The organism is Streptomyces sp. NPDC018029 (assembly GCF_044327655.1).
Lineage (GTDB): Bacteria > Actinomycetota > Actinomycetes > Streptomycetales > Streptomycetaceae > Streptomyces.
On the sequence record NZ_JBIRFV010000014.1, the window covers coordinates 62,854 to 85,925 of the forward strand.

General features: G+C 67.6%; 15 protein-coding genes and 5 pseudogenes. 8 read left to right on the top strand and 12 right to left on the bottom strand.

Annotated elements, in window-relative coordinates:
- Positions 1 to 45 precede the first annotated feature (45 nt).
- Complete coding sequence (locus ACH4D5_RS34095) at positions 46 to 945, top strand: helix-turn-helix transcriptional regulator (RefSeq protein ID WP_398310795.1); 900 nt, start codon at positions 46 to 48, stop codon at positions 943 to 945.
- 968 nt (positions 946 to 1,913) lie between these two features.
- On the opposite strand, the gene ACH4D5_RS34100 is transcribed toward ACH4D5_RS34095, so the two are convergent.
- Positions 1,914 to 2,165, bottom strand: a complete 252-nt coding sequence (locus ACH4D5_RS34100) for a hypothetical protein (RefSeq protein ID WP_398310434.1) — start codon at positions 2,163 to 2,165, stop codon at positions 1,914 to 1,916.
- Positions 2,166 to 2,654: 489 nt separating this feature from the next.
- Between ACH4D5_RS34100 and ACH4D5_RS34105 the strand changes: the two genes are divergently transcribed.
- Positions 2,655 to 3,440, top strand: a complete 786-nt coding sequence (locus ACH4D5_RS34105; protein ID WP_398310798.1) for a helix-turn-helix domain-containing protein — start codon at positions 2,655 to 2,657, stop codon at positions 3,438 to 3,440.
- A gap of 377 nt (positions 3,441 to 3,817) precedes the next feature.
- Here the strand turns inward: ACH4D5_RS34105 and ACH4D5_RS34110 are convergent, their stop codons facing one another.
- Positions 3,818 to 4,192: a winged helix-turn-helix transcriptional regulator gene (locus ACH4D5_RS34110; protein WP_398310437.1), complete on the bottom strand. Its 375-nt coding sequence runs from the start codon at positions 4,190 to 4,192 to the stop codon at positions 3,818 to 3,820.
- Between the two features lie 111 nt (positions 4,193 to 4,303).
- Here ACH4D5_RS34110 and ACH4D5_RS34115 point away from each other — a divergent pair, with 111 nt between their 5' ends.
- Positions 4,304 to 5,815 (top strand): MFS transporter, encoded by a 1,512-nt coding sequence (locus tag ACH4D5_RS34115; RefSeq protein ID WP_398310439.1) that lies wholly within the window; start codon positions 4,304 to 4,306, stop codon positions 5,813 to 5,815.
- Between the two features lie 612 nt (positions 5,816 to 6,427).
- On the opposite strand, the gene tpg is transcribed toward ACH4D5_RS34115, so the two are convergent.
- The 5 genes and pseudogenes from tpg to ACH4D5_RS34140 form a co-directional block, all read right to left on the bottom strand.
- On the bottom strand, positions 6,428 to 6,985 hold the full coding sequence (tpg, locus tag ACH4D5_RS34120) for a telomere-protecting terminal protein Tpg (protein WP_398310441.1): 558 nt from the start codon (positions 6,983 to 6,985) through the stop codon (positions 6,428 to 6,430).
- A gap of 9 nt (positions 6,986 to 6,994) precedes the next feature.
- Positions 6,995 to 9,349 carry a telomere-associated protein Tap gene (gene tap / locus ACH4D5_RS34125; RefSeq protein WP_398310443.1) on the bottom strand — a complete coding sequence of 785 codons (2,355 nt, stop codon included), beginning with the start codon at positions 9,347 to 9,349 and terminating at the stop codon, positions 6,995 to 6,997.
- Positions 9,350 to 9,735: 386 nt separating this feature from the next.
- Positions 9,736 to 9,822: pseudogene (locus ACH4D5_RS34130) on the bottom strand (IS5/IS1182 family transposase); the annotation flags it as partial.
- A gap of 154 nt (positions 9,823 to 9,976) precedes the next feature.
- Positions 9,977 to 10,837 (bottom strand): SDR family NAD(P)-dependent oxidoreductase, encoded by an 861-nt coding sequence (locus ACH4D5_RS34135; RefSeq protein ID WP_398310446.1) that lies wholly within the window; start codon positions 10,835 to 10,837, stop codon positions 9,977 to 9,979.
- 1,380 nt (positions 10,838 to 12,217) lie between these two features.
- Positions 12,218 to 13,473: pseudogene (locus ACH4D5_RS34140) on the bottom strand (RHS repeat-associated core domain-containing protein); the annotation flags it as partial.
- Between the two features lie 407 nt (positions 13,474 to 13,880).
- Here ACH4D5_RS34140 and ACH4D5_RS34145 point away from each other — a divergent pair.
- Both ACH4D5_RS34145 and ACH4D5_RS34150 read left to right on the top strand, forming a co-directional pair.
- Positions 13,881 to 13,991, top strand: a pseudogene (locus ACH4D5_RS34145) (RacP protein); the annotation flags it as partial.
- Between the two features lie 151 nt (positions 13,992 to 14,142).
- A complete protein-coding gene (locus tag ACH4D5_RS34150) occupies positions 14,143 to 14,718 on the top strand; it encodes a hypothetical protein (protein ID WP_398310819.1) in 576 nt (191 codons plus the stop codon).
- 480 nt (positions 14,719 to 15,198) lie between these two features.
- Here ACH4D5_RS34150 and ACH4D5_RS34155 read toward each other — a convergent pair whose 3' ends face one another.
- Positions 15,199 to 15,906: an NAD(P)-dependent oxidoreductase gene (locus tag ACH4D5_RS34155; protein ID WP_398310449.1), complete on the bottom strand. Its 708-nt coding sequence runs from the start codon at positions 15,904 to 15,906 to the stop codon at positions 15,199 to 15,201.
- A gap of 126 nt (positions 15,907 to 16,032) precedes the next feature.
- Between ACH4D5_RS34155 and ACH4D5_RS34160 the strand changes: the two genes are divergently transcribed.
- A complete protein-coding gene (locus tag ACH4D5_RS34160; protein WP_398310452.1) occupies positions 16,033 to 16,761 on the top strand; it encodes a TetR/AcrR family transcriptional regulator in 729 nt (242 codons plus the stop codon).
- A 582-nt stretch (positions 16,762 to 17,343) separates the two neighbouring features.
- On the opposite strand, the gene ACH4D5_RS34165 is transcribed toward ACH4D5_RS34160, so the two are convergent.
- Both ACH4D5_RS34165 and ACH4D5_RS34170 read right to left on the bottom strand, forming a co-directional pair.
- The gene (locus ACH4D5_RS34165) at positions 17,344 to 18,216 is read right to left on the bottom strand and encodes an RNA polymerase sigma-70 factor (RefSeq protein ID WP_398310455.1); all 873 of its coding nucleotides are present in this window, start codon (positions 18,214 to 18,216) and stop codon (positions 17,344 to 17,346) included.
- Positions 18,213 to 18,791 carry a carboxymuconolactone decarboxylase family protein gene (locus tag ACH4D5_RS34170; RefSeq protein ID WP_398310458.1) on the bottom strand — a complete coding sequence of 193 codons (579 nt, stop codon included), beginning with the start codon at positions 18,789 to 18,791 and terminating at the stop codon, positions 18,213 to 18,215. Before ACH4D5_RS34170 ends, ACH4D5_RS34165 begins: the two co-directional genes overlap by 4 nt.
- Positions 18,792 to 19,522: 731 nt before the next feature.
- On the opposite strand from ACH4D5_RS34170, the pseudogene ACH4D5_RS34175 reads away from it, so the two are divergent.
- Both ACH4D5_RS34175 and ACH4D5_RS34180 read left to right on the top strand, forming a co-directional pair.
- Positions 19,523 to 19,696: pseudogene (locus ACH4D5_RS34175) on the top strand (ABC-three component system protein); the annotation flags it as partial.
- 108 nt (positions 19,697 to 19,804) lie between these two features.
- Positions 19,805 to 20,123 (top strand): annotated as a pseudogene (locus tag ACH4D5_RS34180) (four-helix bundle copper-binding protein); the annotation flags it as partial.
- Positions 20,124 to 20,436: 313 nt separating this feature from the next.
- Here the strand turns inward: ACH4D5_RS34180 and dctA are convergent.
- Both dctA and ACH4D5_RS34190 read right to left on the bottom strand, forming a co-directional pair.
- On the bottom strand, positions 20,437 to 21,816 hold the full coding sequence (gene dctA, locus ACH4D5_RS34185) for a C4-dicarboxylate transporter DctA (RefSeq protein WP_398310461.1): 1,380 nt from the start codon (positions 21,814 to 21,816) through the stop codon (positions 20,437 to 20,439).
- 179 nt (positions 21,817 to 21,995) lie between these two features.
- Positions 21,996 to 23,054, bottom strand: coding sequence for a tartrate dehydrogenase (locus tag ACH4D5_RS34190; protein WP_398310464.1), 1,059 nt, complete (start codon positions 23,052 to 23,054; stop codon positions 21,996 to 21,998).
- Between the last annotated feature and the right edge of the window lie 18 nt (positions 23,055 to 23,072).

The window sequence follows — 23,072 nt, forward strand, 5'->3', positions numbered from 1 at the left end:
GAACAAATTGCTGTGCGTGGGAATCAAGAGGAGAGTTCTAGGGTGATGGAGAACAAGGTCGCGCAGCGACAGTTGCTGCGGTGGAAAAGAGCACAGATAGACCCGGTAGAGCTCGGATGGCCCCTGCGTACGGGACGAGGTCGGCGCACCAGCGGGCTCTCTCAGGCTCAGGTAGCGCAGGCCCTGTTCGTATCTGAACGCACCTATGCCGATCTCGAGCGCGGCGAAATCGCGTCACCTACTGCGGAACTACTCGACAGCGTGGCCAAAGTTCTCCGCATGAACGAGTCCGAACGGGCCGCCATGTACGTCTACTCTCTGGGGCACCAACCTCCCACGCCCATGGATCCGATGGCCGGCACGACGGTCTATCCGGCATGGCACCAGGCCGTGAGAACCGTCACCGGGCAGCCGTGCTTCATCGTGGACGTAGCGTGGAACGTCCTCGCAGCCAATGATGAGTTCATCCACATGTTTCCGCAGACGCCCGGCGGACCGGTAGCGCTGCCCGAACGAAACTTGATGCGATGGATGCTGCTGCGTGAAGAAGCGCGTGAGCATCACTTGGTGAACTGGGAGAAGGAATGGGCCCCTGCGGCCGCGTCGCAACTGCGCACCGCCGTTGCCGCCCATCCGGACAATGAAGACCTCCAACGCCTGGACAGAGAGATTTACGAGGATCCGGTCGTCGGCCCTATATACCGCAACCCCAGCATGGACTACGTGCATCCCGACGGAGATGCGTGCCCTGTGCGCCATGCAGGATTCACCAACACGGTCAGAGTTTCCAGCGAACAGGACCGCTGTTGCGACAAGCATGCCCCTTCTCAGTTCGGAATGGTGACGATGTGCGTCGCCCAGCCTCTTGCCTCTCCTGGCGCCCGCTTCATCTTCCTTGTGTTCACCCCTGCCTCACCACCAAGCGGGCACAAAGCGGCGCGCTAAGTCTCGGTTCCGTATAGCCCCCCGCCTCCACGACACCCGCGAAGGGCCGACAATCACCGCGCGCCCGAAGTGCTCCCCGCCACTCGACGATCCCGCATGATGCCCGGATGCCCAAACGCCAACCATGCCCGAAGTGTTACGTGATGCGAAGGGCGGCCTCACCAACTCCGGGCTCCCTGGCCAGAAGCAGGGATCATCGTGGTCTCGACCAGCCATGTGGTGCCGCCCGTACGGGAGTGCGGGCAGCACCAGCCAGAACAGCGGCCGGGGGAGGCCGCGTTCGGCACCTGCGCTTCCGCTCCCCCCCGCTACGAGACGGCGCGGCAGGCACAGGAATCAAACGACATCACAAGTCCGCAGCGCAATGACCAAGCTTGCCGAGCCGGAGCACATTTTGCTCACCGGATGAGATCGCGCACGGATTCGGCTCAGCGAAACCGTGGCAAGTCCAGTGCGGGTGCCGGCCCGGTGACGTAGTGATGCCAGCCGCGCCAGCGCGACGTGGCAGCACACCGTTCCATCGCCCGTGTCGCGCCGGCTTGCTGTTGGGCAGTACGGCCGACTTCCTTGCCCGGCGGCCTCACCTGCAACACCGCAAAGTGCAAGGTCAAGTACCCTTGCTGCCTTGTCGCCAGGTGACTTTCTGGAACGCGGTGGCATCGTCCACCAGGCCAGGCGGCTGGTGGGGCACCTCGCGGTAGCGAGGCGCGACCGGTGACTCCGTTCCGCCATAGTCGATCTGCAACGGCTCGGCACCAACAGGCCGTGCGGTCCCTTTACGCCGAGAGCCATAACGTAGGCCCAGCCCTATTCTCCCCGCGCGATGCAGGAAGGAGACACTACGGCGATATCTGGCACCGGCCACGCCCAGTCGGCCAGCCGTTCCATCAAGCCCTCGACGACCAGTGCCTGCACGTGGCAGTGGGCCGTCGCCTGGGGGTGGCCGAGCCAACAGGGCAATGGCAGGGTTACCACTCGGCCCGCGCGCGCCACCGGCAGCTCGACTGCGTCCAGGGCAGTTGTTCCGTCGGCAGTTGCACCACCCCGCTTGGGATCGGTGGTGACGAGGTGGTAGGAGTCGGTGCCGGTTTCCGCGCAGCCTTCGTCGACCGTCTCACCTTCGGCGGCGACATCATGAAGGTGATGGCGGCACTGTTCTTCTCCTCGTGTTCGGTCATGACCTTGAAGAGGCGTACGGCGCCGCGGCGGTCGAGTTCCATGAAGCCCAGCTCGTCGATGCACAGCAGGTCGCCGCGTCCCTAGCGGTTGGTGGTCTTGGTCAGCTGCTTCTCGTCGGCAGCTTGCACCTACTCGTTGACCAGCTTCGTCACCAACACGTACTTGATCCGGTCGACCGACCATTGCGGCTCGGCGTCAAGCGCGATCGGCGGAGTGTGACTTGCCCGTGCCAGGGTCGTCGATGAGACAGAGCGGCAGCCCCTTCTTGATCCATTCGCACTTGGCGCGGGTGTGCACCATGGCCGCCCAGGGCATCGGCCGTTCGCCCCTCTGAGTCTCCGAGATTCCTCCTCCTACGCGCGGAGCCCGGGTAGCGCAAGCCCATATACAGGAACAGGGATTTCCTGATTTTCCCCTGCCGGAAAAAAGTGTTCCTGGCGGCTGCCACCCGAGGGTGACGACAATGGCCGCTCGGATCTGCACGCGCTACGGGAGACGCGTCGGTCCTCGACCGCGAGGGGGAGTTCGTGATGCTGCATCGTGCTGCCGTCATACCGCTGGAGCGGGCAGGCGGCGCTGTGGGACGCACGCTCGCCATCCTGCGAACGATGCGCCAATTGGGTCCGGGTACTCATCCCCTGGCGGCCATCGCTCTGCGGGCCGGCTTGCCCACGGCGACGGCCCACCGGTGCCTGCAGGCACTGCTGAGCGAAGGCGCGGTGGAACGGCAAGGCCCACGCGGCCACTACGCCTTAGTGGAGACACGGCATCTGTTCGCCGACTTCTCCCCCAATTTCGCCGACGACCCTCCAACTGGGCTTAGTTCACCCGGCGTTCGTACTGAGTTGATCACGTTGCAGTCGCGGACCGGCCAGGTCGCGCTGGCGTACGCGGCGATTCTCTTTGGCAGACCGCTGCGCGTGCACGCAGAAAGAGCCCTCGGAGCGCGCGCGGATCAACTAAGTGCCGCTCCCCGCGCATCACTTCAGGCTCTGTGGCGCGCACCTTTGGAGACCGATGCGTCCGGATGGGTCATTCAGGCCTGTCTGGGGGACTCCACTGCAGCTCGGCCATCTCTCCAACGCATCCGTGAGGACGGCTTTGCCGTTGGGTCCTCCCCCGTCATGGGCCGGGACATCCTCGCTGCGCCGGTCTGGCGGGGATCGACCGTAGCAGGCTCAGTCACTCTCCTTGTCGCACACCGCCACTTGCGCAGCACCGTGGTGCGGGACCGCTTCACTTCAGCAGTGATGGACACTGCCGGTGCTGTCAGCCGGCATCTGACCGGCAGCGGACTACCAACCCTCCCGCGCTGACCGTTCCCCCAGCTCCTCCTCAATCTCCACAGGACCCGACTCAGAAGGAATTCCCTTCGTGTCCCGTTCCGTTCCCTTCACCGGCAGCAGCTGCGGTATCGGCCTTGCCTCTGCCCGGCATCGAAAACAGCAGCCGACCGAGTTGCCGTGACATATTGCACGACTGAGCCACCTCAGATCTCCTTACGATCCGCTTCGGCATCATGGACACCGGTGCGGCCGGGCGCCGGGCGCAGTCGATAGTGCCCGGTGTCCTGCTGCTTTCCTTGGGACGAGGATGCGCAGGCGCCGTGCTGGGGGACGCCAGTGCGCAGTATGTCGCGGCGGAACTGGCGTGAGCTCCACGGCGGACACCGTCGAATCAAGCTGAGTTCGTGTCAGCAACCGCGGGGTCGGGGTTTTTGTGCCACGGTCTTCAGGTGGCCTCGGTACCAACTCCCCCACCTTTCAAGCAGGTCGATCGTCTCCCGCAGGCTTTCCCCGGCCTCGGTGAGTGAATACTCCACCCGTGGAGGGACTTCGGGGTAAACCGTTCGTGACACGAGGCCGTCGTCCTCCAATTCCCGGAGCTGCCGGGCGAGCATCCGGTGAGTGACTGTCGGCATATTGCGTTGGAGTTCGCCGAATCGGTGCGTTCCTGACAGGAGATACCTGAGGATCAGCAGCTTCCACTTCCCGCCGATGACCGACAGGACGACCTCGGTGTTGCACCAGTCGGCCATCTCGTCCACGCGCTCACGTACTCGCCTCATGGCCAACACTGTAAGCAGGTATACCGAGCGACACTATGGGGCCGGAAGGGCACCGATGCACATTCAAGACCGTACTTGTGTCGCAAGTTTCATACAGCACACAGTGGTTGTGTGCTGACAGAGACTGAACGGACGACGCCGCACCGGTGGGCAGCGCTGGGCGTGCTGTGTGCCAGCCTGCTCATGGTCGGGATGGACCTGACGGTGCTGCATGTGGCGGTTCCGACGATCTCCAGAGAGCTCTTGCCGAGCGGGGCCGAACTCCTTTGGATCGTCGACAGCTATGCGCTTACCGTCGCTGCCGGGCTGATCACCTGCGGGACGCTCGGGGACCGGTTCGGCCGCAAGCGGATGCTGATGGGTGGCTTCGCGGTCTTCGGCCTCGCGTCGGTGGGTGCCATGCTGTCCGTCACGCCGGTGCAGCTGATCGCCGCTCGGGCGGCCCTCGGTGTCGGGGGCGCGATGATCATGGCGAGTACGCCTGCGATCATCAGGGCTCTCTTTCCCGACAGCCGCGAACGGGCGCTGGCCGTCGGCCTGTGGACCGCCGCGAACAGCGTGGGAGTGTCGGTAGGCCCGCTGTTGGGCGGTGTGCTGGTCGAACACTTCTGGTGGGGTTCGGTTTTCCTGGTCAATGTGCCGGTCGTGGTGCTCGCCCTGGCCGGCGGCGCCCTGCTGGTCCCGGAGTCGCGCAACCCCCGCCCGCACCGATGGGACGCGGTCAGTGCCGTGCTGTCGGCCGCCGGACTCGCTGCCGTGGTGTTTGCCTTTCAGCAGTTGGGAGAGCATGACGGGGTGCCGTCGGCCGTCTGGGGGGTCGGGCTCGTCGGAGCAGTGCTGCTGGTCGGTTTCGTCGTACGGCAGCGCCGGATCGCTGATCCGCTGCTGGACGTCACGCAGTTCGCCGACCGTGGTTTCTCTGTGTCGGCGCTGTGCATCATGGGGTGTTACGGGGCGTACACCGCGCTGTTGTTCCTGCTCACCCAGCGCTTCCAACTCGTGGACGGCTACTCGCCTTTGAGGGCGGGGCTGGCGCTGGTGCCGCTGGCGGCCGCCAACGCCGTCGGTGCGGCCCTGGCGCCGCGCTTCGCGGCGCGGTTCGGTCACCATCGTGGCTTGTGCGGCGGCTTGCTGCTGTGCGCGCTGGCACTGGCGGCGTTCGCGGTGTTCGGCGCCACGGGCAACTACGCGGCCCTGGTCGTCGTGGGGCTCGGCTCCGGGACGGTCATGACGTTGGGGTCGGACTCCATCCTGGGTGCGGCGAGGCTTGAGCGTACCGGTGAGGCCGGAGCCGTTCAGGAGACCGCCTTCTCTCTGGGGGCGGGGCTGGGACTCTCCTTCTTCGGGACCGTGCTCTCCCTGGCCTACCGCTCCGACTTCGATCCAGTGGCCAGCGCCTCGGCGCAGCAGTGGGAGACAGCGCGCAGTTCGGTGGGGGCCGCGTCCGAAGTGGCCGCGCGCGTCGGGGGAAAGGTCGGTGATGGGCTGCTGAACAGTGCGGAGCACGCCTTCGACACCGGCTTCGCGGTAGCGACCGGAAGTGCCGCTGCTGCCCTCGCGCTGCTGAGCGCCTTGGCCTGGAGAGCGTTGCGCGTGCCTGGTGGCAAGCACGAACCCCGGTAAGCGGGAGCGCGGGTAAGGGCACGCGGTGAGCGGGTCACCTTCTACGGCGGCTACGGCGAGGAGCGGGACCGACTCGCCCACGGAGAGCTCACCGGAACATCGGTCGAGCCAACGGAGGTCAGCGTGCTCACCCTGCCCAATGGCCCTGCTCCCCGCCGCCGGCGGGTCGTCAGCCGAGGAAGCAGGATCTACGTCCAGGCCGAGCCATTCACCGCGTGGGGCCTGTTCGACCTCAGCATCTGATATCCAGCCCTGGCAGGACCAATTCGCCCGGTCGCCGACCGTCCGACGCCTGTCCCGCAAGGAGTTCGCCGCAGCTCGTGCCGGCGAGGATCAGACGGTCTTCGACCGGGTGATCGAAATCTTCGACGAGCAGGTGCGCGGCGCTCTTCTGCTGCGCTGATCACCTCACGCCGGGGTGGTATCACGCGCAGGCGGGGCCAGCTTGCGCTCGGCGTGACCGTCGGGCCGAATTCGTGCGTCGGAGTTGTCCATCCGGGCATGTGCCGCGCCCGGTCACAGCCGCCCGCTCAACTCGCCAACCCGTACGCTCACTCGCCAACTGAAGCGCTCAGTCACACCGGGGCTCACGGGCTGATCCGGGTACGGCTGCTACAGGTCGAACTCGAGGTGCTCGATGTCCGTGAACCGGACCTCCTCCAGGCTTCCGGCGCGGCGGCCGTTGTCCTGGAAGTAGACCTCCTTGAGCGCTTCGGCCGCGATCTCCTGGAGGCGGGCGTCGCCGGCGCCCTGCTCCTGGGCCTCGAAGAGGCGGGCGGCGTACTGCGGGGGCAGGGCGACGGTCAGGTGCCGGATGCGGTCCTGGTCGGTTGACCCGATCGGCGCGGTGTAGCCCATGCGGGCACGGGTGTCGATGACGATGCCGCCCGTCGACGCCGCCTTCGCCTTGGCCTTCGCCCGGATCTGGGGCTGCCAGCGCTTCTTCACCTCGCGCTCCAGGCGCGTGGCGAGGTCGGGGCGGGGCTTTTTGATCTGGTTCTTCACGTATCGCTCGACGGTGCGCTGGGAGATGCGCAGCATCTGGGCCACCGTCTTGGTGCCGCCCAGCTGCTTGACCAGGTACCGCATCTGCGGGCCCGCGCTCTTGGGCGCCGGGCGGGTGAACGCCTTCTGCACCGCCTTCTCCAGGCCGTCCCCGATCAGGCTCATCGTCTTCTTCTACTCTCCGTTGTCGACGTCGGTGACGGTGCCGTCCTTGATGTACCGGGCGAGGTTGAGCTCGGGGGCGTTGAACCGCTCGCGGACTTCCTCACCCCACAGGACCTCTTGGGTGCCTTCGTGCTTGACCAGGCCGGGGTTGATGCCGAGCTTGAAGCCGCCGGGCAGCGGCTTGCCGTCCCGGTAGGGCAGGAAGTCCAACGGCGAGGGCCCGTTGGCGGCGTAGACGACGCAGTCGGACAGGATCGCGACCGGGTACTGGCCGGTGAATGCGGCGTGCTTGACGATTTTGCGGTGCAGGTTGATCCGGGTGCGGGAGATGACCGCCGCCCGGATGTCGGGCCGCCACGTCGGGCGCTCCAGGGCCCGCCACCGCTCGCCCGGCCGCCAGCCCTCGCCACGGGGCCGCTCGCGCAGCTTGCCCAGGCCGCCCTTGACCGTCGCCTTGATCGCCGAGATGACGATGGTCAGCTCCGGATCGCGCTCCTTGTAACCGTCCATCGCGGCAAGGAAGTCGGCCGGCGACAGGTCGGCGTCGACGCCGAGGTCGGCCATCGTGGCCAGGTAGGCGTCACGCAGCCGCTGGTACCAGCCGTCCAGGTAGCGGCCGTTCTCGTAGCGGACGTACGCCTCGATCGGCGCGACGTCGTAGCCGAGCTCCGCCGCGTAGGCGACGGTGGGTGTCGCGTACCAGGCCGGGCCCGTCGGGTGGTCGCCCTTCGGCGTGAACGGGGAGGGCAACAGGCTGCCGTCCAGCTCCACCCACTCCTTGCCGGCCTTCACCTTCGACAGGTCGACGTGGGACAGGTCGACCAGCCACGAGCCGGGCAGCTTCGGGTCGAACGCGGGGGCCTTGACGTGTGTCGCCTCGCCGAGGCCGACATTCAGCCCGTTCGCGCCGGCGGCGAAGGCCATGTTCACGTCGAGGCCGACCAGGTAGCGCAGGGTGCACTCGTCGTCGGTCATCGGCCGGGCCCAGTCGTACGCCTCCTCGAACAGCTTCTCCGCCGGGCCGCGCACGTGGAAGCGCGGCAAGTTCAGCTTGTTGAGCACCGGGTGCCCGTCAGGGGCCTCGCACGGCGCGCAGTCCACCGGGTCCGTGCCCAGCGACCCGGGCGTCTTGGTCGCGGCCTGCCGCAGGGCGCCGGTCTCCTCATCGCGCACGGCATGGGTCGGTGGGTGCAGTGCGGTCATCAGCTCCAGGCCGGTGACGGCGGTGGAGCCGCGCGGGGTCATGACCCGGGACGCGTACACGCCGAGGACGCGGGCGAGCTCCGCCGGCGGAAGCTGGGCGGCGTCGCCCCAGAACCGGGGGTCCAGCGCGTTCCACGAGGGGATGCACAGTTGCACGCACTGGCGGTCCGAGCCTTTGGCGGGGCGGTAGATCCGCGCCCACGGCCCAAGGCCACGCTTGGTCAGCTTCCAGTCGGCGCGGGTCAGCTGCTTGATGACCTTGTGGCCCTCCGGGATCCGCCCGGCGTGCTTCTCCTCCTCGGTGAGCGCGACGGGCAGGCCGTAGCGCTCCAGAGCGGCTTCGGTGAGCACGAGCAGCGGGTCGGCCGGCCGTCCCGGGCCGGACAGCTTCGGCTGACCGAGCTTGGCCTCCTTGAGCGTCCAGTCGACCAGGGACGGCAGGGACTTGGCGGGCACGTCCAGGACCAGGCCGCCGACGCAGTACGCCAGCACCTGCCCGTCCTCGACGTCGACGACCGCCAGCGGACCGTTCTCGAACCGCGGATCGGCGGAGCCCGCCGGAGTTCCGTCCGGGGCCGCCTTCTTCGCACTCGGGCGGCGGGACGACGGCCTGGTGGTGCTCGCCGGGCGGGGCGCGGCGGCCGGAGCCGCGGCGACAGGGGCAGGGGCAGGGGGCTGGGTGTTCTCGGTCGCGGTCATGACCGCAGCCTCGGCCGCCTCCCCTGTGGACAGGGGCCGCGCTTTCGCCGGGGCGGCAGTGCCCGCCGGGCGGGGCACGGTGGGAGCGGGGCAGAGGGATTCGGTGGTTTCCTCGACCGCAGCGTCCGGAACCTCTGGCACTTCGTCATCTGCCGGGTCGGGCGCGCTGGTGGACGTGGCGGGCACCGGGGCAGTCGGCCTTTCCGGTGTTGCGGGTGCGGGGTAGAGCTCCGCGAGCTGCCGCAGCAGTCGCGCGTACGCCTCACGCTCGGGGCCGCGCGGCTCGGTCGGCTTCTTCGTCGACTCCCAGGCGGACACCGTGGCCCGACGCACCTTCAGCGCGCCGGCGACTTGGTCCAGCGTCAGACTGTGCGCGGTGCGCAGCCGCTTGCGCTCCTCCGCCGGCGGCAGAGGAGAGCGGGATGCGACCAGCGCGTCGACCGCGTCGAACAACTCGGACATGGAACACCTCCTGGCTCACAGGCTATCCCCAGTAACCGTAAAGTTCGCGCACTTCTACCGTACGAATGGCGTACGACGCGTGTTCGATGGGTGCTGGGTCGGGGCGTAGCCTGCTACTCCCCCACCTTCAGCTCTGTAGTAGGAGAACCACTCCCCTGCCGTGACCTTGCAGCCCGGGCCGATGGTCGGGGCGGTATGGGACTCGGCAAGGGGGACCTCCTCACGGGTGTCGATTCTCCGCGGCTGCGGGCAGAGCGGCGACCGCCTGCTTCAGCGTCATCGGAAGCGCAACCAGGTCGGCGTCGGCGGCCGCAGCCGGAGACGCCGTGGAGCGGCAGGGCGAGGAAGGTTGCAGCCAGGGCCGCTCGGACGAACTCGCGGCTTTAGCGGTAGGCAGTTGTGATTCCGAATCCGGCGGCGAGCCGGGCGTCGGCGCCTCCGCACCGCATGGCCAGGACGAGCAGAGCCTGCCGCCCGGGCCCGGTCCCGAGCCCGCCGCCACCGGATGCCTTCAACTGTTAGAGACCACACGCTCGTTCGCCCTGCTCAGCCGGGGTCCGGAGCGTGCGCGGGCGGGGCGAGCGCACTCGCGATCACTGGCTGACGGCTGGCGCTGCCGCGGGCGCATCATGTCTCTTGCTGGAGCCCTGGAAGCGGGTCTGTCCGGGAGCCCGTCACGGGCGCGGGACGCGCCTCGATTCGGTGGTCGAAGGCAGCGCCCCCGACGCCGACCGTGGTCACCCCGCCGTCGACGGTGAGGACGGCCCCGTTGACGTAGGACGCGGCGGGTGAGAGCAGCCACTTGATCGCCTCTGCGACCTCCTCTGGATCGCCCGGCCGCCGGGCGGGAGTCAACTGGTTCGCCTCCACGTAAGCCGCCTCAACACCGCCTGCCAGTCCCGCCTCTGCCGCGAACCGCGCCATCCGCTGGTCGGCCATCTCTGTACGCACCCAGCCCGGGCACACCGAATTGGCCCGCAGCCCCCGCGGGCCATAGTCGACGGCGAGGGAGCGGCACAGGTGGAGCAAGGCCGCCTTGGACGTTGCATAGGCGGCGTTGCCGACACTGTTACGGAGTGCGGCAACCGAGGCGACCGCCACCACCGCACCGCGGCTTTCCAGCAGATGCGGTAGGGCGGCGCGCAGCAACAAGAACGGGCCGGTGAGGTTGGTCCGGATCAACTCTTCCCAGTCCTCGACCTCTGTGTCGCCTATCGCGCCGCCTCGTCCGATTCCGGCGTTGAGCACTATGCCGTCGAGTCTCCCGTAGGTCTTCACCGTCGTCTCGACGAGTTCACGCACGGCCTCGGGATCCGCGACGTCGGCAGGATGGGCCAGCGCTCCGGTCTCGGCAGCGACTTGCTGCAGCGGCTGCGGTCTCCGGCCAGCGATCACGACCTCGTGTCCGTCGGCCCGCAGCAACCGGGCCGTCGCGGCACCGATGCCCGTTCCCCCGCCAGTGACGACAACAACTCGCCGACCAGTCATGAACGTTGGGCTCCTCACCTGTTGACAACGTGCGGTTCGATCACATGCAGCCCTGTCGAATCCGGATGACCCGCTCTTGTTCAAGCATGTCAGTGGCTGGTCATGTCGCTGCCGATGGTGCAGCGGGTGATGTGCGGGGCGGCGAGTTCACTGATTCTGTGATGTCAGCGGTGTGTACGGCGGTCAGGACGTGGTGGGGGCGGGGACGAAGGCGGCGACTTCGTGGCGAACTAGGAGGACAGGAAGGACATCGCGGTTGATGATGCGGGGCTGTCGCGTTCGGTAGAACCGGCGGCTGGAACCGGCCAGGTGCCCTGAGCGAGGGCTGCGCGTCCGGCATCGCGCAGGGGCAGGGCCAAGAGGTCTCTTCAAGCACCGGCTTACGCAGGACGGCATCCATCCCAGGACATGGCTGATGTGAGTGGAACCGGGCGCGGATTTGCTGCCCATCAGGCAGTAAGACGATCACCGGGCCCAGGGTGCGGAGTGCCGGACATCGTCATGGGTTTCCAAGGCAGGAGCCGCCGCTGACGTCACCATCGGGCGCCAGATCCGTACGGATCAGCGGCGTCTGCCGTGACGGCTGATCCAGCACGTCAGCGTGCTTCAACCTCGCACGAGTTGTCGGTGTCCTCCCACGCCTTCCTTGCGTGACACCGGCTGTCGCCACACTCGAGGCCCTGCCCAGGACTCGAGACGCATTGTCCTTGGCGCCGGACTCGTCGGCGAGCACGACGACGGAGCATGAGTGGGCTCCAAGGAAGTCTTGGAGCCCACTCATGCTCTCGCCGTTCACTTCTGGTGCCGGCGACGATCCAGACGCACGTAAAGGATCAGGAGGGCAATAAAGACGCATGCAGTCCCGGCTGCGAGCCACATATGCCAAGGTTCCCCTTTAGCGCCTGCGAGATGCAGTGACGCAGGCGCCAGCTGTTCCCTCATGGCGCCTACTGCCCCCGCCTACGACGCAGATAGTTGCGGAAGCTCGCCGACTGCATCCAACCGCCCTATCACCACCGCAACAACGACCACAACGAGAATCACCTGTACTGGGGTATCCACTACAGCCTTCCCTCCTGATGCGGTGGGTTACTGGTTGAATCTCAAACACGCCCACGAAACACCAGCCACGGCTCTCTATCGCGCTCGCACGACGCCCCGTCACTCGGTGGTCGTCTTGGAATCGGCAGGCAGGGGTGGGCTACCGCATGGCAGCACACCTCTTCGCTCACTTCCTGCGCTGGCGCATCAGTCTTGTTGCCATGGCAACGCCTAGAATCACGACCACGACAACGATGAGAACCTGACCCCATACGGGGAAGTCAGATCCACCGCCACGCCCGGCTGCTGCTAGAGTCACCATTTCTTCACCCTCCCTTTCTAGAAGGTGTACTGAGCCCTCGCAGAGCATCCAGGGCTTGAGTATTCAGTGCTGATGCCAGCCGTGGTGTCGCCCTCATTGCTCACCGATGCCTTATAGGGGCCCGCCGAACATTCGATGTTGGCGGACGGTCCAGAAGTAGCGTCACTGCTACTGGCGTCGATACCGCCGCTGGCTCCTGGGCTGCCTACACCTGCAGACACACTGGGGTGGACGAATCCGTCGTCATTGATGGCCACGCCACCTCCAATGCAACCACCAAAAGCACAAACCTCACCACTGATGCCGATGGATCCCAGGCCGCCCGGGTCGATTCGGTTGACGGGGTCGCCTTCGGCGTAGAGGTAGGGATTCTCTTCCTGCCCGGAGGGATCCCGCTGGGTGAAGCGGCCGATGTTGGGGTCGTAGTAGCGGGCCGCGTAGTGGTAGAGGCCGGTCGGGTCCTGGTAGCCGCCGGCGAACTGGTAAGGCTGAGTGGTCTTCTCGCTGCTCGTGGAGCGGGTGACGCCGCGAGGGCTGTAGGAGTACGTGTTGGCCTTCGCACCGGCCTCATCGGTGACCGCAACGACGGAGCCGAGCGCGTCGGCGAGGTAGAAGTACGTCTTCCCGTCCCGGGTCATGGAGTTGAGAGTGCCCCCGGGCTCGCGGTTAAAGCCCGTGCCCACACCGGCAGTTGAGGTGGCCGACAGGCCGAGCGGTCCGTTGTGGAAGTAGGTGTCGCCGAGCTTGATGCGCTCGCTCTGGTCCGTGGACCGTACTGACCGTCATACTTCTTGCCGTCCACGGTGAGCGAGGTGAGCTGACTGTGATCCGACCACTTCTCGCCGGTGCGGGTGCCCTCCGGTGTGGAGGCGCCGGCCGTCTCGTTGCCTTCGGCGTCGCAGGACCAGTTGGTGGAGGAGTCGTTCTTGGCGGTGATCTGCTGGGTGTCGTTGATGGTGTAGGTGGTGCCGCGCGGGCAGCCCTCGGCGGTTCCCTGGCTGGTGAGGTTCCCGGCCAGGTCGTAGCAGTACTGCCAGGAGGAGTTGAGCGTGGAGCCCTTCTTCTCCTCGGCGTAGGAGAAGCGTCCTGCGCCGTCGTAGGTGTAGCTGGTCTTCATGCCGGTCACCGCGTCGGTCTTGGTGCGGATCTTGCCGCCGTCGGTCTTGGCGTCGGCGCCGTAGCCGTAGGTCTTGCCGGCCGGGTCCTGGTAGTAGTCGACGTTGCCCGCGGGCGTGTACGCCAGCAGGGTCTGGGAGCCGTCCTGCAGGGTCCGGCCCCCAGACCGCCTACCCCGGCGGCACCGTGCAGAGTGTCGAAGTCGACAACTCCAGCCGCCCCAAAAAACATCAAGGCCACCTCCTCCAAGGGCCCCCTGGTCGACCTCACCTAACCGACTACACCTGGAACGAGGTCAACAAGCTCAAGGAGTTCAAGGACCCGGCCGGCAAGACCACCACGTACAAGTACAACAACAACGACATCCGGCCCCTCGGCTCAGCGTTTGCGGCCCACACCGCCCAACATGGCGACCTCGTCCGGCTCTTCACCGCTCGCCGCCACACGCCAGCGCGAGCGCGAGCACGAGACCATGCCCGTCCAGGAGCTCCAAGCCGTCGAAGAACCGCTCGACCAGGCTCGGCCGGTACGGCTGCAGTGGAACTGGAGTTGTGGTGCCTGCGGATCACCCCGCACGCCGCCGCACACCCGAACGACAAGTGGGTACGTCACATCGCCCCCCAGCGCGACTCCATCGAATCCATCGAATCCACCCTCGGCCTCATCGCCAGCGCCCGCCCGTCTCGTTCGCGGGGGCTGGCCGGTTTCGCCGGACGGCCCCCGGCCGCAGGTCAACAGCGGGAGGAGAAGATGCGTCCACCACTGCAGGTGAATGCGTGGCGGTGGATGCTGTCCAGTGACTTGTCTCCTGCGGCGAGGAGGAACCGTGGAGCGACACGACGGGATCATCGACATCGATTACAGCCACTTCTACGTCACCGAGCGGTTGGAGCACGGCTTCGAGAGCCTCGCCGAGGAATCCGACTTCGCCGGCGGCCGTCCGGTACTGCTTACCCCCGGTCAGTTGACGGTGTGCAGCTGCGTGCAGTCCCACTACGCGCCGGTGGCACTGATCAGCACCGGACCGGACGAGAGTCTCCCGGAGCTCGGGGAGGGCTGGGCGCTGCTGGACACAGTGGAGTACCAGCCGGTGTACGGCGGGCGGATGGAGCTCTGGGGGTGCACCACCGGGCCCTCCAATCCAGCCGTCCATCTGAATGTGCCGACCTCGCACACTCACACGGTTCGGGTGTACGCCAAGGGCCGGGAGGATGCCGACCAGCGGTTCGTGGAGAGCCTTGACAGGGACGAAGTCCTCCACGAAGGGCTGGAGGAGTACGTGATCGTCTTCACGCCTGCCGGGTGGCAGGAGCCGCCACAGCCGGACGAGGAATTGCTGCGTGATTCGTTCCTGCTGGACCCCAGTACTGGACGGCGCAGGGTGCTCCATCCAAAGGAGTAGGCGGCTCGGGAGGCCGCCAGGCGGTCGATGGCAACCGAGCGCCAGGCAGAAAAGATCGATGCGGACGTTGGTGGCCTCTCGCCGCCCCTGCCCATGCCCATGCCAGTCATGGTTCCCTGAGGTCGGTCGAGGTTCAGTGAGACGGGACAGGATCCTCCCTCGGGGTGCCCGGGCGCGAGCTGTGTCCCGTCTCCGAGGAACTGGCCCCCGTCTCAAGGGAACTGGTCCAATCCGTTGGCGGTCTCAGGTAGCCTGGCTCGCCAACTTGTGAGACGCGGTGTGGGCGTACCACTGTGGCTCTCATCCGTGCACGGATGAAGTCACCTGTCGCCAGACCGCTTCGCCCTCTCACTCGATGACTCGACCTGCCCGAACGCGGACAGCACCGCGGCACCGACGGGAACCGGCACTGCGGTAGGGCCTGGACGAAGGCCTCGGCCGCCGCTGTGGCGGGCCGGGGCCTTGGAGTAACACGTCTCTTCAATATCCGATCGTGAAGCGCCGCTGCACGAACTGCGGCAGCTCCGCCTCGTCGATCAGGGCGACCGCCGCATCCTCCGCCGAGATGCGGCTGCGCCCCTCCGCGTCGCGGACCGCCTGGTCGCCGCCGATGCGGAAGCGGCCGGTGCGCTCGCCGGGGGCGATCTCCATGGCGGGGCTGAAGTAGGTCCACAGCCGGTTCGAGGTACGCAGGACGTCGAAGCCGTCACGGGCGCCGCGCGCCGCTGCCGCGTAGGCGCGGGGCAGCCCGAGCTGGTCGAGGATCTCGTGCATGCGCTCGTCCGAGTCGGCGAGCGCCAGCCCGGGCTCGACCTCCAGGCTGCCGGCGCCGCCGATCACGATCAGCCGGGTCCGCGGGTGGCTCTCCAGCGCCTTCGTCAGGGCGTGCGCCACGGTGGAGTGGGTCGTGGGGTCGCCGATCGAGCGCCGGACGGTGTCCTCGAAGTCCTTGGCGGCGTTGCCGGGCTGGTAGGCGCTGATAAGCACGTCGAGGCCGGGCAGCACGGCCGTGATACTCGCTGCGTCCAGGACATCGACGCTCGCCCAGGTGATGTTCTCCCGCTTCTCGTCGGCCCGTGGCCGCGACGCGTCGCGACTGAACGCCCTGACGTGATGCCCCCGTTCCAGGGCCTCGGCAACGACCCGGCTGCCGATGGTCCCCGTGGCTCCGACGACTCCGATGTGCATGGTTCTCCCCCTACTCGCATGCGGCACGAGGGCGCGGTCAACCGGATTGGTTGCGCCCATGCAGCGACTATACGCCGTGAAGTTTCTATACGGCCATCAATTCGGGTAACGCTGTAGAGTGCCCGGGTGGCAGATACGGCGAGCAGGGCGGGAAACACGGGGCGGCGCGAGCGGCTCCGGGCCGAGACGACGGCCGAGATCAAGGATGTGGCAATGGAGTTGATGGCCTCGGGCGGACCCGAAGCCATCACCCTGCGGGCCATCGCCCGCGAGATGGGCATGACGGCCAACGCCATCTACGGCTACTTCGCCACCCGCGACGACCTGGTCACCGTGCTCATCGGCGACGTGTACACCGAGCTGGCCGACGCTGTGGACACCGCGTGGGAGAGCGCCTCCGCCGATAGCCCGGCCACCCGGATCCAAGGCTGGGCCGGCGCCTTCCGGAACTGGGCCCTGGCCAACCCCGAGGGCTTCCGGCTCGTCTACGGCGACCCCGTTCCCGGCTACAACACCCCCCACGGAGGCGCTGCCCCGGAGGCTGCCCACCGGGTCTGCGCCGGGCTCACCGCGCTCGCGGCAGCGGCCTGGCCGTACGCCGAACACCTCCATGAGAGCAGCGAGTTCGAGTGGTCCGACTTCGACGCCGGGCTCGTCGACAAGGTTCGCGCGGACTTCCCCGGCCTGCCGCCCGCCGCCGTCGCGCTCGCCCTGCGCATCTGGGGGCGCCTGCACGGCCTGGTGTCACTGGAGGTCTACGGCCATCTGCGCACCCAGACGGCCAGCCCGGACAAGCTCTTCCGGGAGGAAGTGACCCAGCTCGTGCGATCGTTGGACATCCCGCTGCGCAGCTGAAGCCCCCTTGGGTACAGCACGGCGCATGCAAGATTTTGTTCTTGTCCTTCGACGCGATGATGGACCGGTTCGTCGCTCGCGTGCATGACCTGGACAACCGCTTCGCTCGCCGGGGCGAGCGGGCGGCAGCCGCAAAAGGCCTTCGCGAAGCGTTCGGAGAGCAGTGGACTTCCGAGCCGCTGCCAAGCAGGGCGGCGGTTCGAAACGGCGGAGCCGGACCAGGACAGCTGAGACAACATCCGGCATCCACTCGCGCCGGACCAGATCACCCGGGATTCCCAGCATCCGCACGTCTCAACTGATCTGGTCGCTGCAGGTCACAGGTCTTGGCCGGGGACAGATCATTTGAGACGGGACAAGCTGTCCCGTCTCCGGCGAACGGCTCCCTGCCTCAAGTGATCTGGGCCGACTCGGCTGGCATCTCAGATGATCTGGTCCGTCAGGACTTGTGCATCCGGTCTCACCTGGTCCGGCGGGGTCTCACGCGTCTCAGGTGGCAGTCGGGTTCTGGTCCGGCTTGTGATGGTGAGTGTTCCGGGCGGATTCACCCGGAACACTCACCACGCCAGAGCCGCAGTTGGCTTACCTGGCGAGTTCAACCGGTTCGTCCAGTCTCGTCAGTTTCCGCGGGTTTCTCACCAAGTAGACCCGGGTGATCTGCCCGTTCTCCACGACGAGACTCACCGCCGTGGCCGGCTCCCCGTCGATCTCGATCCGGCCCGCAGGTGCCCCGTTGAGCCACACGGCCGTCGTCGCGAGCGGAGCCGATTCCGCCCGGTTAGTGCGCGCGAGCACCTGCGCCACGAGCTCGACCCCGTGGATCGGAACCAGAGCGGCGGCCGCAAGTCCGCCACCATCGGCGATCAGGACCACGTCCGGCGCCATGACCTCCACGAGCTCCTGCAACTGCCCGGTACGCAACGCGAGCAGGAACCGCTCCACCACGGCCTGCTGCTCCGCCCGGCTCACCGGCACCCGCGGCTGCCGGGCCGCCACATGCCCGCGGGCTCGCCGCGCGATCTGCCGCACCGAGGCCGCGGACTTCCCGATGGCCTCGGCGATCTCGCCGTACGGCAGCTCGAAGACCTCACGGAGCACGAACACCGCCCGCTCGGTCGGCCCGAGCGTTTCCAGGACGGTCAGCATCGCGATCGAGACGCTCTCCGCGAGCTCCACGTCCTCGGCGACATCAGGGCTGGTCAGCAACGGATCCGGCAGCCACTCGCCGACATAGTCCTCGCGGCTGCGCGCCAACGTCCGCAGCCGGTTGAGCGCCTGCCGCGTGACGGTCCTGACGAGGTACGCCCGCGCGTCGCTCACCCGCGACGGGTCGACCTGGGCCCACCGCAGCCAGGACTCCTGCAGTACGTCCTCCGCGTCGGCCGCGGACCCGAGCATCTCGTAGGCGACCGTGAACAGCAGGCTGCGATGGGCGACGAACGGATCCTCGGTCATGCCGTCGACGCTACGCCGGACACCTGAGGGCGCCCGGCCAGCGGGATGTTGCAGGCATCGGAGTAGCCCTGCGAGGTGATCCCATGTGCGGTGTTGCACCTGGCCGCCAGGTTGGCGTAGCCGATGAACACGGTGAGCTCGACCAGTGCCGCCGGGCCGAGGCGGCCGAGCAGACTCGCCGACAGCTCATCGGTGACGGTCGTCGGCGTGTTCGTCATGGCCTCGGCGTACTCCATCACCTCCCGCTCCAACGGCGTGAACACCTCCGACTCCCGCCAGCGCGGCACCTGGCTCGCCTTGGCCAGGTCCAGGTTCTGGTTCAGTGCCGCGAAATAGTTGATGTCGAGGCACCAGCTGCAGCCGACCTGTGCCGCGACGGCCATGTGCGCGAACGTCTTGAGGCTCGCGTCAGCCGCATCCCAGGTGGCCACCTGGGCCGAGAACTCCTGGTTGGCCTCGGCGAGCTTGGGGTTGTTCCACAGCACCTCGTGGGGCTCGGGCACGGAACCGAGCTGCTTGATCAGGTTTTCGCGGAGCCCGGCGGGGAGCTCGGCCTTCGGAATGCGTAGCGCCATGGTGTTCTCCTTGGGCGTCTGCCTGCTTTTTCATGAAGACACCGCCGGGCCCGCGAATGTGACAACCACCCTCGCCACCGCGCATGGATCGTCAGCGCGCACAGGCCGAACCACGCCCGCGCTCAGACGGCAGTGACCGGAAGGTCATTCCTCCGCGCCGGCGCGCCCGGTTCAGCGGCTGCCTCGCCCCAGGAAGCAGTCGAGCCCAACGGCGGAGCCAGACCAAATCACCTGAGACAACACCCGCCATCCCGGCCCCCGGGACCAGATCACCTGGGATTCCCGGCACCCCGGCGTCTCAAATGAACTGGTCGCCGCAGGTCACAGCACTGTCCACGGACCAGATCATCTGAGGCGGGCCAGCCAGTGGCCGGACTCTGTCCACAGGGCCGCAGTTCGAGGGTGTCCTCGAGGTCGCCGCGATCAGCAGGGGCGGCCCGAACGTGCATTGCAGACTCGGCCCCATCCGTCCTCAACGGCGGAATGCGCCCTTTCGCGGTAGCGACGGGCCCCGCGGTGACGCCCAAGCAGATCCTTGCGCATCACTCGCCGACTCAGTTTGAGGAGTTCGTCTACGAGTGGCTGCTGGCCAGACCCGCGGAGCTGAAGGAGTCGTTCCTCGACCGGGCCGCCAAAGGCACCGACCGGCTGAGCGCGGAATACGGCGCAGATTCGGCACGCGCCTACCGGACCGCGAGGCCCGTCAGGCGCCCCCGCCGGACCACACGCCGGTGGAAACCTGGTACCTCCAAAAGCTCCTGGACGTCTACCAGGAGAAGTGGGGCTGTGACCCCGCCGCGGTGGGGCAGGTGCGCGCGCATCCCAAGGCGGGTCCTCACCTGCAACATCAGCGGGAAGCCTTCTACTGCGCCGAGCAGCTGCGGGTGTTCGCCCGCGACAGTGTGCCGGAGGGAACCTTCGAATCGCTGCAGAAGAACGTCCACGACGGTGTCGTCAGTTACCGGTACACGGCGGCGTACCGCCGCAGCGACACCGGATCACTGGCGGAATCGATGACCATTGCGGTCAAGGACATACGCGGCACCTGCGCCGTCGACCTGGGCGGTGTGGACCGCGAGAAGCTCGCCCGCTGCATCGAGGAATGCATCGTCTGTGCCCAGGCGTGTACGGCCTGCTCGGATTCTTGTCGACTGCGCCGACATCTGCACCGCAACCCCGTCCCGCCACTTTGCCGACGGTGGCGTACGCCTGAAGGATCGCGCGGGTGAAGTCTGCGCCGACGAGTGCGAGCGCCACGCCGACCAGCACGGCCACTGCCGCGTGTGCGCCGAGGCCTGCCACCGCTGTGAGCAGGCGTGCAACGACCTGATGCCCCCTGTGCCGAACACCCGGGCCACGTCGAGATCACGCCGGACGGGCCCCTGCGAGCGTCCTTGGGGCAGGCGTGCGACGCTGTTCGTCGCGCGGGATCGAGTGCCGGCGCTTCCCTGCGGCGTGGCAGTGGCTACAGCCACGGTGCACTCGATGGGCGGCGTGCCAAGTCCAGGCACTGACCACCTCCGTGGAGGCTGCGCGCACTGACCAGAGGCGGCGGCTTCGCCCATTCACCGACATGGCCGCCGCTGGGGGCGGTCTGCTGCCCGGGCCGTGGCACGAGAGGAGCCCGGGATGTCGGGGCTGATGGTCAGGCTTTCGTCGGCAGTTGGGCCGGCAGGGCGGCTGCTGGCTGTTCCTGCGCGGGCGGGGGCTGGGGTTTCCCGGTGCGCAGCACCTTGTTGACGTGGGCGGTGTCGAGGGCGTTTTCCCAGCGGGCGACGACGAGGGTGGCGACCGCGTTGCCGGCAAGGTTGGTCAGGGCGCGGCATTCGGACATGAACTTGTCGATGCCGAAGATGAGCATGATGCCGGCGGTGGGAATGGTGCCGACGGTGGTGAGCGTGGCGGCGAGGGCGATGAAGCCGGCGCCGGTGATGCCGCCGGATCCCTTGGAGGTGAGGAGCATGACGGCCAGCAGGCCGAGCTGCTGGCTGATGCTCAGGGGGGTGTCGGTGGCCTGGGCGATGTAGACGGCGGCCAGGGAGAGGTAGATGGAGCTGCCGTCGAGGTTGAAGGAGTAGCCGGTGGGGACGGTCAGGCCGACGATGTCGCGACGGATGCCGAGCCCTTCGAGTTTCTGCATCAGCCGGGGCAGGGCGCTCTCGGAGGACGAGGTGCCCAGGACGAGGACGAACTCCTCGCGCAGGTGGCGCAGCAGCCGGAAGATGTTGATCCTGAGCGCGGCGGTCACCGCGCCAAGGACGACGATCACGAAGAACGCCGAGGTGCCGTAGAAGAGCCCGATGAGCCGGCCGAGGCTGGTCAGGGTGGAGAAGCCGTATGTGCCGATGGTGAAGGCCATCGCGCCGAAGGCGCCCACGGGCGCGGCCAGCATGACGTAGTGCAGGATCTTGAAGACGACGGCGCTCAGGCGCTGGATGCCGTCGACGAGAGGCTCGCCGACGGGACCGACGGCTTTGAGGGCGATGCCGAAGAGGACCGAGAAGAAGAGGACCTGAAGGATGTTGCCCTCGGCGAAGGCGCCGACGGCGCTGGTGGGCACGAGGTCGGTCAGGAAGTGCCACCAGGATTGGCTTTCCCCGTCTTTGACGTACTGACCGGCGTCTCCTGTCAGCTGGAGGTCGCCGGGGTGGGCGTGGACGCCGGCTCCGGGCTGGAAGACGTTGACCGCGACGAGGCCGATGAGCAGAGCGGTGAGGGTGCCGGCCTGGAAGTACAGCAGGGACTTCAGACCGACCCGGCCCACCCGGCCGAGGCTGTCGACGCCGCCGATGCCGGCCACGATGGTCACGAACACGATCGGCGTGATCAGCATCTTGATCGCGGTGACGAAGGTGGTGCCGACGGGTTCCATCGCGGTACCGGCCGAGGGCCACAGCCAGCCGGTGAGGACACCGGCGACGATGGCGGTCAGGACCCAGAAGTACAGCTGCCGGTACCACGGCTTCCTGGGCGCTTCGGCCGGGGAGGGTGCGGGAGCTGCGGGCGGCGGGGCGGATGCTGCCATGGCGTTTCTCCTCGTTGAGGAACGGGGGCACAACCGGGATGCGGAGGGGTCCTCAGGGGGCGGGAGGGCCGGTGGGCGGGCGCGGCTCGGGAGCGTAAGGAGCGCGGGCGCCTGGCGGAGTGTGGGGCGGCGTCGTCCGGGGCGGCGTAGAGAGGGCGCAGGGTCAAGAGAGTGCAGGGTCAGAGGAGTTCGAGGAGCTTGTCGGTGAACTCGGCCGTGGTGGCGGTGCCGCCCAGATCCGGGGTGCGTACGTCGGTCTTGGCCAGGACCGCGGCCATCGCATCGGTGATGTCCCTGGCCGCTTCCGGGTGGCCGAGGTGGTCGAGCATCATGGCGGCCGACCAGATCGCGCCCAGCGGGTTGGCGATGCCCCGGCCCGCGATGTCGGGGGCGGAGCCGTGGACCGGTTCGAACATCGAGGGGAACTCCCGCTCGGGGTTGAGGTTGGCCGCCGGGGCGACACCGATGGACCCGGCCACCGCGGCGGCGAGGTCACTGAGGATGTCGCCGAAGAGGTTGGAGGCGACCACGACGTCGAAGCGGGCCGGTTCGAGGACGAACTTGGCCGCGAGCGCGTCGATGTGCTCCTGGTCCCAGCCGACCTGCGGGAACGAGGCGGCCCGCTCGGCGACGAGTTCGTCCCAGAACGGCATGGTGTGCACGATGCCGTTCGACTTGGTGGCCGAGGTCAGCCGGCCCTTGCGCTGCTCGGCGAGGTGGAAGGCGTAGTCCAGCAGACGTGTGACGCCGGCCCGGGTGAACACGGCCTCCTGTACGGCCATCTCGTCCGGGAAGCCCCGGTTGAGCCGCCCGCCGGCCTCGCTGTACTCGCCTTCCACGTTCTCCCGGACGACGACGAAGTCGACCTCGCCGACCCGCGCCCCTCGCACCGGGCTGTCGATGCCCTCGAAGACTCGGATGGGCCGCAGGTTGACGTACTGGCGGAAGCCGCGGCGGATCGGGATCAACAGTCCCCACAGCGAGATGTGGTCGGGCACCGCGGGGTGGCCCACCGCGCCCAGCAGGACGGCGTCCTTGTCGCGGAGCCGGGCGAGGCCGTCGGCGGGCATCATGGCGCCCTCGCGCAGGTACCGCTCGCACGACCAGTCGTCGTAGGACGTGTAGGAGAGGGTGAAGCCGTGCCGGCGGCCGAGGATGTCGAGTACCTGCTGCGCGGGGGGCAGCACTTCGGTGCCGATGCCGTCACCGGGGATGAGGGCGATGCGGTGGTTCGTCATGCCTTCGATTCCAGCAAC

Coding starts and splice junctions, on each gene's coding strand:
- ACH4D5_RS34095 (WP_398310795.1), top strand. CDS start 46: ATGGAGAACAAGGTCGCGCAGCGACAGTTGCTGCGGTGGAAAAGAGCA.
- ACH4D5_RS34100 (WP_398310434.1), bottom strand. CDS start 2,165: ATGGAACTCGACCGCCGCGGCGCCGTACGCCTCTTCAAGGTCATGACC.
- ACH4D5_RS34105 (WP_398310798.1), top strand. CDS start 2,655: ATGCTGCATCGTGCTGCCGTCATACCGCTGGAGCGGGCAGGCGGCGCT.
- ACH4D5_RS34110 (WP_398310437.1), bottom strand. CDS start 4,192: ATGAGGCGAGTACGTGAGCGCGTGGACGAGATGGCCGACTGGTGCAAC.
- tpg (WP_398310441.1), bottom strand. CDS start 6,985: ATGAGCCTGATCGGGGACGGCCTGGAGAAGGCGGTGCAGAAGGCGTTC.
- tap (WP_398310443.1), bottom strand. CDS start 9,349: ATGTCCGAGTTGTTCGACGCGGTCGACGCGCTGGTCGCATCCCGCTCT.
- ACH4D5_RS34135 (WP_398310446.1), bottom strand. CDS start 10,837: ATGACTGGTCGGCGAGTTGTTGTCGTCACTGGCGGGGGAACGGGCATC.
- ACH4D5_RS34155 (WP_398310449.1), bottom strand. CDS start 15,906: ATGCACATCGGAGTCGTCGGAGCCACGGGGACCATCGGCAGCCGGGTC.
- ACH4D5_RS34165 (WP_398310455.1), bottom strand. CDS start 18,216: ATGACCGAGGATCCGTTCGTCGCCCATCGCAGCCTGCTGTTCACGGTC.
- ACH4D5_RS34170 (WP_398310458.1), bottom strand. CDS start 18,791: ATGGCGCTACGCATTCCGAAGGCCGAGCTCCCCGCCGGGCTCCGCGAA.
- dctA (WP_398310461.1), bottom strand. CDS start 21,816: ATGGCAGCATCCGCCCCGCCGCCCGCAGCTCCCGCACCCTCCCCGGCC.
- ACH4D5_RS34190 (WP_398310464.1), bottom strand. CDS start 23,054: ATGACGAACCACCGCATCGCCCTCATCCCCGGTGACGGCATCGGCACC.